Here is a 13187-nt window from a genome sequence, read left to right on the forward strand (position 1 = left end):
CAAAGGATTGAGCAGCAGGCCAAGCATGCTTGAGTTCGAGAATGTCAGTAAATCCTTCTGGACGGGGACGCGCCGCAAGGTGATCCTCGACCAGGCTTCGTTCCGTGTCGAACTCGGGACCTCGCTTGGTGTGCTTGCGCCGAACGGGACAGGAAAAACCACTCTGATCAATATGATGGCAGGTTTGGAAAAACCCGATGAAGGGGTCATCCGACGCAAGTGCAAGGTTTCTTTCCCGATGGGGTTTACCGGCGGTGTCTCCTCGAAGATGTCCGCATTGGAGAACGCACGATTTATCGCCAAAATCTACGGTATGGACCCCGATTATGTAGAAGCCTACTGCAGCTGGCTTTGCGGTCTGGGCGAGTATTTCAACCAACCTCTCGCCACCTATTCGTCGGGCATGAAGGCTAGATTCACCTTTGCGCTGATGCTTGCACTGGACTTCGACATGTACCTGATTGATGAGGGCATGCCCGCGTCAACGGATGTGGAATTCAACCACAAGGCCGGCTCAATCCTGCAGGAAAGGCTGCGCACAACGACGCTGGTCATCGTTTCGCACAGCCCCGCAACACTTGAGAAATTCGTGAAGCAGGCGGCCGTTTTGGTCGACGGCCAGCTGCGCATGTTTGAAACCTTGGAAGAGGCAAAGCAGTTATATGACTACGAAACCCAAGGTTAGAAAATACAACTGGCGCCACAGGGCGCAATCCGGCACCTCGCCCGAGGCCCGCTCGGACGCCATGGCGCGCATCCGCAGCGCCACGCAGGCCTCGTCGGGAGAAACGCAGCCCGGAACCGAGCTGGACGATATCAAGCGCGAAGGCCTAACCGGTCGACAATTGCGCATCGCCCGGCGTCTGGCCAGCAAACACGGGCTGGCAGCGACATCCGACTATGACGCGGTACGCCTGCTGCGCAAGAAGGGCATTGACCCATTCCGGCGCAGCAATCTGCTGGAGCTTGCCTCGGCCAATGCTTCGGCGAAAACGGACGGTGAGGAAACCGCACCCGTCCAGTTGCCACAACCGGTGAGCGAGGCCCCTCAGACCCTGCCGGGACCTGAGATGAGCCCGGCCGAGCGGCGCGATCGCGAAATCGGTCAGATCCAGAAGGATATTGCCCGCCGCCGAAAGAAAAAGCTGGCGGCGTTGTTCGCGCGGCTTGCAGTTTTCGTGTTTCTGCCAACCTTTGTGGTGGGGTACTATTTCTACCGGGTTGCAACACCGATGTACGCTAGCGATTCAGCCTTTTCGATCCTGCAAGCGGACGGCGGAGGCGGAACGATTGGCGGCCTGTTGAGCGGAACCCAATATGCAACCGCGCAGGATTCGGTTTCCACCCAGGAGTTTCTCGAATCCAAGGACGCATTAGAGCGTCTGGAACGGGACATGGGCTTTTCCCAGATCTTCAAGCAGGAATGGATCGACCCGATCCAGAGACTGTCTCAGGACGCCAGTCTGGAAGACACCCACAAGCTGTATAAACGTATGGTGACCATCGGATATGACCCAAGCGACGGGATCGTCCGTATGGAAGTTGCCGCCCCCGAACCTGAAATCGCTGTCGAACTGTCGCAACGCCTGATCTCTTACGCGGAAGAGCGGATCAACAGCCTGTCCGGCCTCAAGCGCGAGGATCAGATGCGCGATGCGCGGGAAGGGTTTGAGGCCGCTCAGGATGAAAGACGACGGGCGCAAGAAGCGCTGATCGAGTTGCAGTTGCAGGGTGCTTTGCTGGACCCAGAAAACGTCATCGCCGGTCTTCGCGGTCGGATCAATGAGATCGAGGTCGCCATTCAGGATAAAGAGCTGGAACTGGCCGCCCTGCAAGACAACCGCCGACCAAACCAGGCCAAGGTCGACGGGGTCAGTGCCGATATCGCCCGCCTGGAAGTTGTCCTAGCCGAGTTGAACGCCGAGATGCTGGACGCGTCCGCAGGCGAAAACTCGCTGGCGCGGCTGAGCGTCCGAATCCAGATGGCGCAGGCTGATCTGGCAGCGCGTGACATGATGCTGCAAACGGCGATGCAACAAATGGAAACCACGCGGTCCGAGGCGAACCGCAAAGTGCGGTACCTAACAGTTTCGGTGAACCCGGTGGAGGCGCAGGATCCGACCTATCCAAGGAAGTTCGAAAATACGATTTTGGCTTTCCTGTTGTTTGCTGGTATCTACCTGATGATCTCGCTTACCGCGTCGGTCCTTCGTGAACAGGTATCCTCGTAAGACATATGAAACATGTAAAAATCTCCGACCTGACGGTCGGCAACGACCTTCCGCTGACCATCATCGCCGGCCCCTGCCAGCTTGAGACGGCAGACCATGCCCAGATGATTGCGGGCGCCATGAAAGAAGCCTGCGACGCGGCCGGGGCGCAGTATGTATTCAAGGCGTCCTATGACAAGGCGAACCGAACCTCTTTGTCCGGCAAGCGCGGCATGGGGATTGATGCAGGGCTGAAGGTTCTGGATGACATTCGCAGCACTATGGGCATTCCCGTGCTGACCGATGTCCACACCGAAGCCCAATGCACCATCGCGGCTGAGGCCGTTGATATTCTGCAAATCCCAGCTTTTCTGTGCCGCCAGACCGATATGCTTTTGGCGGCGGGCGCAACGGGGAAGGCCGTGAACGTCAAAAAAGGCCAGTTTCTCGCCCCTTGGGAAATGGGCAACATCGTCGACAAGATCGAAAGCACAGGGAACCAGAATATCCTTCTAACGGAACGTGGAACCTCGTTCGGGTACAATACTCTGGTGGCTGATATGCGGGGCCTGCCGCAAATGGCGAAGACGGGCTATCCGGTCGTGATGGACGCGACGCATTCGGTGCAACAGCCGGGTGGCAAGGGTGGTTCCTCGGGCGGGCAGCGCGAGTTTGCGCCGGTGATGGCGCGCGCCGCCGTATCGCTGGGAATCGGAGCGGTGTTCGTTGAAACCCATCAGGACCCAGACACAGCACCGTCTGATGGCCCCAACATGATCCCTTTGGATCAGATGCCCCATCTTGTTGACACATTGATGCGTTTTGATGCGCTGGCCAAAGCGAACCCGATTCAGATTTAACGATTGAGACCAGTTATGACCAAACCCATTCCCGAGGTGACCCCAAACACCTGGAGCTTTCTGCGCGACCCGATGATCAAACCCACCGGGTTCCGCGAATATGATGCACGCTGGAAGTACCCTGATGAGATCAACCTGCCGGGCATGACCGCCCTTGGTCTTGGGATCGGTACTCAGATGCACAAACGCGGCATCGCGCCGGTCATTGCGGTTGGCAATGACTACCGCGACTATTCTCTGGCCATCAAAAACGCGTTGATCCTCGGCCTGATGCAGGCGGGTATTCAGGTGAAGGACATCGGCCCTGCCCTTAGCCCAATGGCCTATTTCGCGCAATTCCATCTGGATGTTCCGGCGGTGGCGATGGTCACCGCCAGCCATAACCCAAACGGCTGGACCGGGGTCAAAATGGGTTTCGACCGACCGCTGACCCACGGCCCGGATGAGATGTCCGAGCTGCACGACATTGTGCTGAATGGCGAGACAGTGGCGCGTGAGGGCGGCTCGTATGAATTCGTCGATGGCGTTAAAGAGGCCTATATCGACGATCTGGTCGGTGATTTCAAAATGTCCCGCCCGCTTAAGGTGGTTTGCGCCACGGGTAATGGCACTGCCTCGGCATTTGCACCCGAGATTTTTAAGCGGATCGGTGTTGAGGTTGTGCCCAGCCACAACGAACTCGACTACACGTTCCCGAACTACAACCCGAACCCCGAAGCCATGGAGATGCTGCATGACATGGCGGATGCGGTGAAATCCAGCGGTGCCGATCTGGCCTTGGGATTTGACGGCGACGGCGATCGCTGCGGTGTGGTCGATGACGAGGGCGAAGAGATCTTTGCCGACAAGGTCGGTGTCATCATGGCGCGCGATCTGGCCAAGCTGCATCCCGGCGCGACCTTCGTGGCCGACGTGAAATCCACTGGCCTGTTCGCCAGCGATCCAGAACTGCAGGCCCATGGCGTCAAGGCAGATTACTGGAAAACCGGCCACAGCCATATGAAACGCCGGGTCAAGGAAATCGGAGCCCTCGCAGGGTTCGAGAAATCCGGCCACTACTTCCTCGCCGAGCCTGTTGGGCGCGGATATGACTGCGGGATGCGCGTTGCGGTGGAAATCTGCAAATTGATGGACCGCAATCCGGATCAGAGCATGTCCGATTTGCGCAAGGCTTTGCCCAAGACATGGTCAACACCGACAATGTCACCCTATGCCGCTGACACCGAGAAATACGATATCCTTCAGCGTCTGGTGGACAAGTTGGTTGCCAAGGCCGACGCGGGCGATAGCTTCGCGGGTCGCGCAATCAAAGAGGTCGTCACCGTCAACGGCGCGCGCGTCATTTTGGACAATGGCAGCTGGGGTCTGGTGCGGGCCTCGTCGAACACCCCCAATTTGGTTGTCGTCTGCGAAAGCAGCGAAAGCGAAGCAGAGATGCGGGCTATCTTTGCCGACATCGATGCTGTCATCCGGACCGAGCCCGGCGTCGGCGACTACGACCAAACGATCTAAAAGAAAGGGGCGCCGATGTGCGCCCCGATCAATCCCCTCCGAACAGCTTGAGCAAGCCTTTCTTGGCTTCCTCCTCTAGCTTGTCCTTAAGCACGTCTTCGATTTGATCAGTGTCTGTGATGGTCGAGTCCAGCTCTGACCCGACCTTTTCCAGAACCTTGGTTTTGGCGTCGTTTTCCAGATCTTTCAGCTTTCCCTCTGCCGCTGCCTCGATGACCTTTGTCAGGTCCGGACGGATCGAAGGGTCGCTCCACGGGCCGACAATACGCACAGGCACAGCGATGCCTTCGCCTGAGTTGGCACGCAGGGCGACCGGCGTGAACAGATAGTCGATATCGCGCGCGCCGATCCCTACGCGCCCCGATCCATCCGCCCTGAAATTATCCAGCGACATGAGCAGGTCGTTGTTCGTCAGATTGCCGCCATCCATCGTGAAACTGGCTGTCAGGCTGTTGAACACTGTGGTCCCTCCGGACCCTTCGCCGCGCCCCATTAGCCGGTTCAGGTCGAAGCCGGAGATGACGCCCTTCCCGACCGAAATATCGCCCTTCCCGGACAGCGACCGCATGATCGCATCTTCGGTCTGCCCCACGCCCAGAAACTCCAGCGAGGCCGAGGCCGTTCCCGTCAACCGTTCAACCCCTCCGAGCGTTGACAGCGCCTGCTGCACATCGATTTCTTCAGCCTTGAAGTTTCCGCCGACGGACAGGCCGTTGCGATTATTGGCCACCACCTGTCCATTCAATTGTCCGGAAAACAGGGTCGCGGGATGCATTTTCAGAACCGCACGCGATCGGTCGAGGTTCAGCGTCAGGTCGCTTTGTCCAAGCGTCATGTCCGGCACGGCGATGGAGGACGCGGTGAGTCGAATCGAACCGTTTGCCAAGCCCAGCGCCGATGCTTCGATGGGCGTCGTCGACCACCCGTCACTGGCAGACGCCCCAGCGCCCCCGGAGCCTGTTTCGACGGTGTCTGCGAAGGTTGAAAAATCCAGATCCCCGGCCCGCAACCGGGCTGTGATCTGTGGAGGGTCGGAAATCACGATATCGGCCTCGCCATCGAACCGGTTGTGATCCAACACGGCGGTCATGTCTCGCAAAGAGATGCGACCGTCTCGCGTATAGGTCATCTGCCCCGACACATCTGCCACGCGCCCCAGACCATTGGGCACCGCCACCCCCGCCTGCCCGAACGCGGCCAGCATGGCGTCGGTATTGCTGGTCTTGACCTCAGTCTTGCCGTCCATCTCTCCTTCGATGGTCGCGCGCCCGTTGAAGGCGATACGCCCGCCCGGTGCTGTCATCGAAAGCTCCAGAGGTGCCGCGCCGCCCGAGGCAAAGGCTGGAAGATCAGGCAGTTTCAGATTCACCTGAACAGTGCCACCGGGCACGGCCATATTGGCCTCCATTATCATCGGGGCCGAGACATCCGGCCATTGCGCCGAGAGGTTGACGTCCCGGAAATTCCACTTGGTCGCTCCGTTTTCGATAAAGATCAGTCGCGCATTGCTGAGTTCCAGTCGGTCCAACGTGATCGGTTGCGTCGCCTGAGGCGCGGGCGCTGTTCCTCCGCCGGTACTGGGTGCGGAGGTGGGTTCAGTCAGTTCCCAATTGCCCCGGCCGTTGGCGTATTCCAGCCGCAGAACAGGGCTGTCAGCAAAGACCCGTTTGATCCGGATCTCTCCAGCCCACAGCGCCGCCGCATCCACACCGAAAGACAGGCTTTCGGCGCTCAGCATCGGCTCAGACCCCGCCCAATCGGCATTGCCGAAGGTGACCGGCCCGGTTTCAAGGCCCAGAACCGGCCAGAATGAGATCGAGACATCGCCCGAGAAGGTCAGGTCACGCCCCGTTTCCGCCTTGACCTGTTCGGCCAGAAGCGCGCCCAGTTTGTCGCCGGGCATCAACAAAAGCGCGCCCACAACAAGGCCCACAACGGCCACCAAGATGAACAGGATACGTATCAGCCATTTCATCGAACTGCTCTCCGCCTTTTTTGGGCTTGTGTTTGAGGTATCATTCAAAGCCACGGTCGCATTTGCAAGGGGAACCAATCCAAACTATATGCGGCCGCATGAGTAGCAATCCGCCAAACCTCCGCCCCGATCTTGCCCCGTCTGCCCGGATCACCGATACGCCGCGTTCAGGCCAGCCGACCATTGGTATGGTCTCATTGGGCTGCCCCAAAGCGCTGGTAGACAGCGAGCGCATCCTGACCCGGTTGCGCGCCGAAGGGTACGGCATTTCGCCCGATTATTCCGGGGCCGATGCCGTGATTGTGAACACCTGCGGATTTCTGGACAGCGCCAAGGCCGAATCTCTGGACGCCATCGGCGAGGCTCTGGTCGAAAACGGCAAGGTCATCGTGACCGGCTGTTTGGGGGCCGAGCCAGACTATATCCGGGAACACCACCCGCGTATCATGGCGGTCACCGGCCCGCATCAATACGAGCAGGTTTTGGACGCGGTACATGTGGCGGTGCCGCCTGATCCGGACCCATTCGTTGACCTGTTGCCTGCTAGTTCTGTGCAGCTGACTCCGCGGCACTACAGCTATCTCAAGATCTCTGAGGGCTGTAACCACAAGTGCAAGTTCTGCATCATCCCCGACATGCGCGGCAAGCTTGCCAGCCGTCCGGCCCATGCGGTGCTGCGCGAGGCCGAAAAGCTGGTCGAAAACGGCGTGCGCGAGTTGTTGGTGATCAGTCAGGATACCTCGGCCTATGGGTTGGACCGGAAATACGATGTGAACCCGTGGAAGGACCGCGAGGTGCGCAGCCATATCACAGATCTGGCGCGCGAGTTGGGGCAGCTCGATGCCTGGGTCCGGCTGCACTATGTCTACCCCTACCCGCATGTGCGTGAGTTGATCCCGCTGATGGCGGATGCAGGCTGCAATGTGCTGCCCTATCTGGATATCCCCTTTCAACACGCCCACCCGGACGTGCTGAAGCGCATGGCCCGTCCGGCGGCAGCCGCCAAAACACTCGACGAGATCAAAGCCTGGCGCGAGATCTGCCCGGACATCACTTTGCGCTCGACCTTCATTGTTGGCTACCCGGGCGAGACCGAGGCCGAATTCCAGACCCTGCTGGACTGGATGGACGAGGCGCAATTGGATCGTGTTGGCTGTTTCCAGTACGAAAACGTCGATGGCGCGCGCTCGAACGATCTGCCCGATCATGTGGCCCCAGAGGTCAAGCAGGACCGATGGGACCGTTTCATGAAGAAAGCGCAGGCGATCTCAGAGGCCAAACTGGAAGCCAAGGTCGGTCAAACCCTTCAGGTCATCGTGGACGAGGTCGACGACGAGGCCGCGACCTGCCGAACCAAGGCCGACGCGCCCGAGATTGACGGCAACCTGTTCATTGATGAGGGTTTCGAAACCCTCAAACCTGGAGACCTCGTGACGGTCGAGGTCGATGAAGCGGGTGAGTATGACTTGTGGGGCAAACGGGTTTGAACACCCTTAACCATATGATCTAAAATCTACAAATCAGTTGAGGCAAGCGTGAGCCGAGTTTATTGGCGCTTGCCCGACAAAGCCGCGATGCTGAACTCGACACTGGGTGGAGGGTTTCATGTTTCGGTTTCCGACGATTTCATCGCATTTCAAAATGCTGGCGGTAGCGGCCATGATGCTGGCGCCTCCGGTGGCGGCGCAGCACACGCATGGTGGCGCGGTCAAGATATTGCCAGTCGGAGGCAACAAGCTGGTGATTTACAAACGCAACAAACACTTTGTTCACCGGCATCACTCGGCTCCGGTCCTCAAACACAAGGTCAAACCGGCCAAGCGCGTCCTGCACCCCCGTCGTAAACTGGTTCTCAAGCATCACAGGCCGCGGCATTTGAAACACAGATCCTTTGGCCTGCGCCACAATATACATCGCAAGTTTCGCTGAGCGCTCCGAAGAATTTCAAGCGATACTTAAGGCGGCCTAGATCAGGCCGAGCAGTGCCACAGACCAGGCAATCCCGGCGGTAATCGCGGTCAATGCAACGGCCGCGCTCGCAGCATCTTTGGCCTGCCCCGCCAGCGGGTGATGGTCGGTCGACGTATAATCAACCGCGCGTTCGATGGCCGTGTTGAACAGCTCGGCCACAAGCACGAGAACACCCATGACAAGGATCAACCCACGCTCGGCCCCGCTGATCGGCAGCCACACAGCAAGCGCCGCCGAGATCAGGTTTGCATAGCCCCAGACGCGAAAGGAATACTCCTCCCGCCAGGTAGCGGCCAATCCTTGCCAGCTCCATTTGGTGCGGTCCTTGAGGCGGGAAAAGAAATTGAGCATGGGTCCTCGGGCGATTGCTTTCGTGCCGTTCTGAAGGGTTGGCGCCTGCGGTGCAATGGGCAAGAAAAAACCGCCCCAAGGGCGGCATCCACTTCGTTTGATGTGCAGACGGCCCGCATTGGGGCCGCCTGCAAAACCTTTATTGTATCGGGTCACAGACAGTCTGGCCTGCTTCGGTTGTTGCCAGCTGATACCCGCCCGGGCAGCTTGGTGTGCCAGCTTTATCATAGCTCGGCTGAACGTATACTGGGGTCGGTTCTTCCTGCTGCGCACAAGCAGTCAGGATCAGAGCAAACGCACCAACGGCGGCAAACTTCAGTTTCATGTCCATCATTCCTTTATTACTTTGCTGATATTGCCCAATTTTCGGGGCCACGACCAGAATACGGGCTGACAAGCAATCTGGCAACAGAATCAATCACAAAACCGTGAAACGCAGCGATTCCATGCCAGCATGACCGGCAATTTGCGACTTACTCGCCAAGACAGGCTACCTTTTTCGAAACATAACCCTAGACTTTTTTCAGACATCAGCCAAAGGACGGAGTAGCCAAATGTCTCAATCGCCGACCATCGCCCAAGACTCGCCCATTCCTGTCGAGGTTGAAGAAGGGAAAAGCTATTTCTGGTGCTCCTGCGGCCAGTCTAAGCGGCAACCTTTCTGCGATGGCTCCCACAAAGGCAGCACGTTCGAGCCAGTCAAATACACCGCTGAGGCCAGCAAAAAGGTGTTCTTCTGTGGGTGTAAACATACGTCCAAGCAACCCCTGTGCGACGGGTCGCATTCCAAGCTCTGAAAGGCAGTTCAGGTCCTGAGACTTCAGGCCTGTTCTGTTTGCGCGGCCTTGAGCGCGGCAAATTTCGCCCGATTCGGACAGGTCTGCGGTGCGTCTGTGCCCACGGCCTGCCGATCCATCCATTCGGGGCAATCCTGCGCAGATGAACACCCCCGGCAGAACTGGATCATCTCAGCCCATTCCTCTTGGCTGAGTTTGCCGGACCGATGCGCATGAACAAGGTCTGCGCCGGTTGTCTGCCCCATGCGCAGGACCAGACGAAAATGGGTCATGATGTTTCCCAGATGCGGCATCCTACTAACCCGCGCTAGGGCATCAGTTTATGCAGCAAGTCTTTGTTGCGGCAGTATTCAGGGGTCCGGCTTAGAGACGACGCTTGAGCCAGCAGCGTTTGGCAATTGTCGGGATTGGGGCAATCGGTGCAGCGCAGTACCGCCTCCGAAAGCTGGTCCATGGACACATCGCCCCGGATCGTGGCTTCCTCCAGATCGACATCCAGCATGTTTGCCATGTCGTCCACCAAACCGGCATGCAATCGCAGTGATTTCAGGCTGGGCATGTTGCGTCCTTTCCCTGTCGCGCTGGCAAACAGGGTAGCAAGCATGCACCATCGGACTTTGATTCAGGTCAAATTGGGGCGCTGATCCGGTCCAGATAGGCGCGCGTGGCGTCCTGAACACGACGAACGCGGTCTCCGCCCAGTTTCTTGCCGCCATACCAGCGGGTGACGATGATCACATGATTGCGCAGGCCTTCACGCTCCAACATACGCAGGATCACCATGCCAGCGCCGCTTTCGCCATCGTCCGCCTTCAACCCGCCGGTCGACAAAACCGCCGCCCATGTATTATGCGTGGCCTTGGCATAGCTTTTGTCCGAACGCAGCGCGTCCAGCACCGCGTCAATCTCGGCCCGCGATTCGACATGAGCGCCCGAGACCGCGTATTTCGAGCCCCGGTCCGTCAGGACGACCCCCATCCGCAACACATCCGTCATTGAGTCAATCCAAGCTGCCGGGCTGTTTGCTGAACGATCTGCACCCGCTGCGCGTTGGGTGGATGTGTGCTTAGGAACTTGTCACCGGGATCCGGAATGCGATCGAAGTACTTGGCACCGACCAAGGGATTGTATCCGGCATTGTAGGTAATGATGGTACCCAGTTGATCGGCCTCAAGCTCAAAGGTCTGGACATAGGCCTGCACGCCCACTTTTGCGCCCAGTTTCTGCGCCTCTTCAATCTCGGCGTCGCTGCCGCCGCGAAGCCGCGCCAGGTCTCCGAATTTCGCGGCACTGGCGCTGGCGTTTTCGCTTTGACGGGCGATATGGCTCAGAACATGATGCGCCGCCTCATGGCCCATGACGAAGGCCAGCTCATCCGCGTTCTGGGCTGACTGAATCATCGAGCGGGTAAAAATGATCACCGGCTGGTTTTTGTCATCCAGTGTTTGAAACGCATTGGCCGGGGCCTTTGGGTTCAGGTCCACCAGAATCCGGAAGTCGCAGTTCTGCCCCCTAGAGGCACGCAGACATTGCGCGCGTGCTTCGTCACCGATTGCCTGACTCACCTCGCGGAAGGTCTCAACCGTTACGGGCGAATCCGAGGCCTCCCACTCGGCGACGGACTGCTCACGCAGGCTTTCCGCGCTGCATGCCGCCAGAAACAGTGCAATCACCAGAAGAATAAGTCGACGCATCAGGTTTCCTTCAAGCGGTCAGGCCTTAAGGGGAACATAGCGCGCGCATGACGGCACGACCATACCCGGATCGCGCCCAAACGACTTGCATTGCGGGGCGGTCGCGCGCACTCTGATCTCATGTTTTCGATTGAGCATGAATTCGACTCGACGGTGATCACTCTGGTGGATGAAGGCGACAAGCCTTTGAACGAAGACGTCGTCATCAACAGCTTCGCGGAATGTGTAACGTTGGAACAATTTGACCCCCGCACCGGTGAGGTCCAGAAAATAACGCTGTCGCCTGAACAGGTGCGTGATCTCGCAGCCGCGCTGGACCTGCCCGAAGGCGTCTATCAAATTCGCGAAACGCAGGATTAAGGCCCTCAGAGCGCGTGCATGGACGGCGACACGCCGATGCCTTAGATATCCCAAATGTAGCCATTCAAACCCCTTTTCCGTAGGCCCCACCGTCCGGCCAGAAAAGACCCAGCGAACTTGTCCTGCCCCTTGAAACTCAAGCCCTGGCAACCAAAATACAAACCGCTGATGTAAAGGAAGTTAACATATGTCCCTGAAAAACCCCGCCGCGCTGGAATTTCTGCAGGTGCGCCGCTCTCGCCCTGCAAAAACGCTGATCGCGCCGGCTCCGACGCGGGATGAGCTGTTGCCGCTGCTGACCGCAGCCGCGCGCAGCCCTGATCATGGCAAGCTTGAGCCGTGGCGGTTCATTGTACTGGAAAAAGGCGCCATGGCGCGTCTGGCCAGCCTGACCGAGGAATGCGGCACCGCTTTGGGCAAAAGCCCCGAAGACATCGCAAAGGCCCGCAGCCAGTTCGACTTGGGACATCTGGCCGTGGCCGTGATCGAGGTTCAGAAGCCGTCCGAGAAAATCCCCGCCATCGAACAGACCTATTCGGCTGGCGCGGTCTGTCTGGCGCTGTTGAACGCGGCATTGGCCGCCGGATGGGGCGCCAACTGGCTGTCCGGCTGGCAGACCCATGACCGTGCCTTCTGCCAAAAAGCATTTGGGCTGGCAGACAATGAAAGCGTCGCGGGCCTGATTCACATCGCCACCGAAGGCAGCGCCCCGCCCGAGCGCCCTCGGCCCGATGTTGCCGCCCTGACGGAATGGGTCGCGGAATGATCATCCTCAACGCGTTTTTTGCCGCGCTGGGTCAGATCGGAGACCCAAAATTCCGCTCTGTCCTGTTTCGGGGTATCGGGCTGACCATCCTGTTGCTGATCCTCGCCTGCGCGGGCGCGATCTGGTTCATCAATTCGCTATCCGGCAACGAGATATCACTGCCATTTGTCGGCACGGTTTCGTGGCTGAACGACGTGCTGAACTACTCAGGTGTTTTTCTAGTGCTGGTGTTGCCGGTGTTCCTGATGGTGCCAGTCGCCTCGGCCATCACCTCGATCTTTCTCGAAGACGTGGCGCAGGCCGTCGAGGACAAGCATTATCCAACCCTGCCCAAAGCCCCAAGGATACCGGTATCCGAGGCCGTCATGGATGGGTTGGGCTTTTTGGGCGTTCTGATCCTAGCCAATGTTCTTGCGCTGATCCTCTACGCGATCTTCCCGCCCTTCGCGCCCTTCATTTTCTGGGCGATGAACGGATTTCTGCTGGGGCGAGAGTATTTTACGCTGGCGGCGATGCGCCGCTTGGGTCGTGACGGGGCACGCAAGCTACGCGCCAAACACGTCACCACAATCTGGGCTGCAGGAACGCTGATGGCGATCCCGCTTTCCGTTCCCTTGGTGAACCTTGTGATCCCGATCCTAGGGGCGGCCACGTTCACCCATATCTATCACAAGCTTTCGGGCACCTGAGG

At 58.6% G+C, this 13187-nt stretch carries 17 protein-coding genes; 10 read left to right on the forward strand and 7 right to left on the reverse strand.

Annotation, left to right across the window (positions count from 1 at the left end):
• The first annotated feature begins 25 nt into the window (after positions 1-25).
• The 4 genes from ACR0JF_RS16530 to ACR0JF_RS16545 are packed head-to-tail and all read left to right on the forward strand — an operon-like array spanning position 26 to position 4582.
• Positions 26-685 carry an ATP-binding cassette domain-containing protein gene (locus ACR0JF_RS16530; RefSeq protein WP_170662159.1) on the forward strand — a complete coding sequence of 220 codons (660 nt, stop codon included), beginning with the start codon at positions 26-28 and terminating at the stop codon, positions 683-685.
• Positions 663-2231: a KpsE/RkpR family capsule polysaccharide export protein gene (locus tag ACR0JF_RS16535; protein ID WP_480669556.1), complete on the forward strand. Its 1569-nt coding sequence runs from the start codon at positions 663-665 to the stop codon at positions 2229-2231. Before ACR0JF_RS16530 ends, ACR0JF_RS16535 begins: the two co-directional genes overlap by 23 nt.
• A gap of 5 nt (positions 2232-2236) precedes the next feature.
• Complete coding sequence (gene kdsA, locus ACR0JF_RS16540) at positions 2237-3070, forward strand: 3-deoxy-8-phosphooctulonate synthase (protein WP_170662163.1); 834 nt, start codon at positions 2237-2239, stop codon at positions 3068-3070.
• A gap of 15 nt (positions 3071-3085) precedes the next feature.
• Positions 3086-4582: a phosphomannomutase/phosphoglucomutase gene (locus ACR0JF_RS16545; RefSeq protein ID WP_170662165.1), complete on the forward strand. Its 1497-nt coding sequence runs from the start codon at positions 3086-3088 to the stop codon at positions 4580-4582.
• A 28-nt stretch (positions 4583-4610) separates the two neighbouring features.
• Here the strand turns inward: ACR0JF_RS16545 and ACR0JF_RS16550 are convergent, their stop codons facing one another.
• Positions 4611-6557, reverse strand: coding sequence for an AsmA family protein (locus ACR0JF_RS16550; protein WP_170662167.1), 1947 nt, complete (start codon positions 6555-6557; stop codon positions 4611-4613).
• Positions 6558-6655: 98 nt separating this feature from the next.
• Between ACR0JF_RS16550 and rimO the strand changes: the two genes are divergently transcribed.
• Both rimO and ACR0JF_RS16560 read left to right on the forward strand, forming a co-directional pair.
• Complete coding sequence (rimO, locus tag ACR0JF_RS16555; protein WP_170662169.1) at positions 6656-8044, forward strand: 30S ribosomal protein S12 methylthiotransferase RimO; 1389 nt, start codon at positions 6656-6658, stop codon at positions 8042-8044.
• Positions 8045-8162: 118 nt separating this feature from the next.
• On the forward strand, positions 8163-8486 hold the full coding sequence (locus ACR0JF_RS16560) for a hypothetical protein (protein WP_170747584.1): 324 nt from the start codon (positions 8163-8165) through the stop codon (positions 8484-8486).
• Positions 8487-8522: 36 nt separating this feature from the next.
• Here the strand turns inward: ACR0JF_RS16560 and ACR0JF_RS16565 are convergent, their stop codons facing one another.
• Entirely contained in the window at positions 8523-8879 is a 357-nt protein-coding gene (locus ACR0JF_RS16565) for a diacylglycerol kinase (protein WP_170662172.1), read from the reverse strand.
• Between the two features lie 139 nt (positions 8880-9018).
• A complete protein-coding gene (locus ACR0JF_RS16570; protein WP_425085163.1) occupies positions 9019-9204 on the reverse strand; it encodes a hypothetical protein in 186 nt (61 codons plus the stop codon).
• A 229-nt stretch (positions 9205-9433) separates the two neighbouring features.
• Here ACR0JF_RS16570 and ACR0JF_RS16575 point away from each other — a divergent pair, with 229 nt between their 5' ends.
• On the forward strand, positions 9434-9676 hold the full coding sequence (locus ACR0JF_RS16575; RefSeq protein ID WP_170374744.1) for a CDGSH iron-sulfur domain-containing protein: 243 nt from the start codon (positions 9434-9436) through the stop codon (positions 9674-9676).
• A 23-nt stretch (positions 9677-9699) separates the two neighbouring features.
• Here the strand turns inward: ACR0JF_RS16575 and ACR0JF_RS16580 are convergent, their stop codons facing one another.
• The 4 genes from ACR0JF_RS16580 to ACR0JF_RS16595 all read right to left on the reverse strand — a co-directional run bounded on the left by ACR0JF_RS16580 (position 9700) and on the right by ACR0JF_RS16595 (position 11370).
• On the reverse strand, positions 9700-9969 hold the full coding sequence (locus tag ACR0JF_RS16580) for a DUF6455 family protein (protein ID WP_480669557.1): 270 nt from the start codon (positions 9967-9969) through the stop codon (positions 9700-9702).
• 14 nt (positions 9970-9983) lie between these two features.
• Complete coding sequence (locus ACR0JF_RS16585; RefSeq protein ID WP_170492215.1) at positions 9984-10235, reverse strand: DUF6455 family protein; 252 nt, start codon at positions 10233-10235, stop codon at positions 9984-9986.
• 68 nt (positions 10236-10303) lie between these two features.
• Positions 10304-10672, reverse strand: a complete 369-nt coding sequence (locus tag ACR0JF_RS16590; protein WP_170662176.1) for a YigZ family protein — start codon at positions 10670-10672, stop codon at positions 10304-10306.
• Positions 10669-11370 carry a M48 family metallopeptidase gene (locus ACR0JF_RS16595; RefSeq protein WP_170662178.1) on the reverse strand — a complete coding sequence of 234 codons (702 nt, stop codon included), beginning with the start codon at positions 11368-11370 and terminating at the stop codon, positions 10669-10671. Before ACR0JF_RS16595 ends, ACR0JF_RS16590 begins: the two co-directional genes overlap by 4 nt.
• A gap of 120 nt (positions 11371-11490) precedes the next feature.
• Between ACR0JF_RS16595 and ACR0JF_RS16600 the strand changes: the two genes are divergently transcribed.
• The 3 genes from ACR0JF_RS16600 (at position 11491) to ACR0JF_RS16610 (ending at position 13185) form a co-directional block, all read left to right on the forward strand.
• Positions 11491-11730: a hypothetical protein gene (locus ACR0JF_RS16600; RefSeq protein ID WP_170460576.1), complete on the forward strand. Its 240-nt coding sequence runs from the start codon at positions 11491-11493 to the stop codon at positions 11728-11730.
• 187 nt (positions 11731-11917) lie between these two features.
• Positions 11918-12496 carry a nitroreductase family protein gene (locus ACR0JF_RS16605; protein ID WP_170662180.1) on the forward strand — a complete coding sequence of 193 codons (579 nt, stop codon included), beginning with the start codon at positions 11918-11920 and terminating at the stop codon, positions 12494-12496.
• Complete coding sequence (locus ACR0JF_RS16610; protein ID WP_170662182.1) at positions 12493-13185, forward strand: EI24 domain-containing protein; 693 nt, start codon at positions 12493-12495, stop codon at positions 13183-13185. The genes ACR0JF_RS16605 and ACR0JF_RS16610 overlap by 4 nt, the downstream gene beginning before the upstream one ends.
• Positions 13186-13187 lie beyond the last annotated feature (2 nt).

The sequence above is a fragment of the Ruegeria sp. BG11 genome, assembly GCF_056538565.1.

Coding starts and splice junctions, on each gene's coding strand:
- ACR0JF_RS16530 (WP_170662159.1), top strand. CDS start 26: ATGCTTGAGTTCGAGAATGTCAGTAAATCCTTCTGGACGGGGACGCGC.
- ACR0JF_RS16535 (WP_480669556.1), top strand. CDS start 663: ATGACTACGAAACCCAAGGTTAGAAAATACAACTGGCGCCACAGGGCG.
- kdsA (WP_170662163.1), top strand. CDS start 2,237: ATGAAACATGTAAAAATCTCCGACCTGACGGTCGGCAACGACCTTCCG.
- ACR0JF_RS16545 (WP_170662165.1), top strand. CDS start 3,086: ATGACCAAACCCATTCCCGAGGTGACCCCAAACACCTGGAGCTTTCTG.
- ACR0JF_RS16550 (WP_170662167.1), bottom strand. CDS start 6,557: ATGAAATGGCTGATACGTATCCTGTTCATCTTGGTGGCCGTTGTGGGC.
- rimO (WP_170662169.1), top strand. CDS start 6,656: ATGAGTAGCAATCCGCCAAACCTCCGCCCCGATCTTGCCCCGTCTGCC.
- ACR0JF_RS16560 (WP_170747584.1), top strand. CDS start 8,163: ATGTTTCGGTTTCCGACGATTTCATCGCATTTCAAAATGCTGGCGGTA.
- ACR0JF_RS16565 (WP_170662172.1), bottom strand. CDS start 8,879: ATGCTCAATTTCTTTTCCCGCCTCAAGGACCGCACCAAATGGAGCTGG.
- ACR0JF_RS16570 (WP_425085163.1), bottom strand. CDS start 9,204: ATGAAACTGAAGTTTGCCGCCGTTGGTGCGTTTGCTCTGATCCTGACT.
- ACR0JF_RS16575 (WP_170374744.1), top strand. CDS start 9,434: ATGTCTCAATCGCCGACCATCGCCCAAGACTCGCCCATTCCTGTCGAG.
- ACR0JF_RS16580 (WP_480669557.1), bottom strand. CDS start 9,969: ATGCCGCATCTGGGAAACATCATGACCCATTTTCGTCTGGTCCTGCGC.
- ACR0JF_RS16585 (WP_170492215.1), bottom strand. CDS start 10,235: ATGCCCAGCCTGAAATCACTGCGATTGCATGCCGGTTTGGTGGACGAC.
- ACR0JF_RS16590 (WP_170662176.1), bottom strand. CDS start 10,672: ATGACGGATGTGTTGCGGATGGGGGTCGTCCTGACGGACCGGGGCTCG.
- ACR0JF_RS16595 (WP_170662178.1), bottom strand. CDS start 11,370: ATGCGTCGACTTATTCTTCTGGTGATTGCACTGTTTCTGGCGGCATGC.
- ACR0JF_RS16600 (WP_170460576.1), top strand. CDS start 11,491: ATGTTTTCGATTGAGCATGAATTCGACTCGACGGTGATCACTCTGGTG.
- ACR0JF_RS16605 (WP_170662180.1), top strand. CDS start 11,918: ATGTCCCTGAAAAACCCCGCCGCGCTGGAATTTCTGCAGGTGCGCCGC.
- ACR0JF_RS16610 (WP_170662182.1), top strand. CDS start 12,493: ATGATCATCCTCAACGCGTTTTTTGCCGCGCTGGGTCAGATCGGAGAC.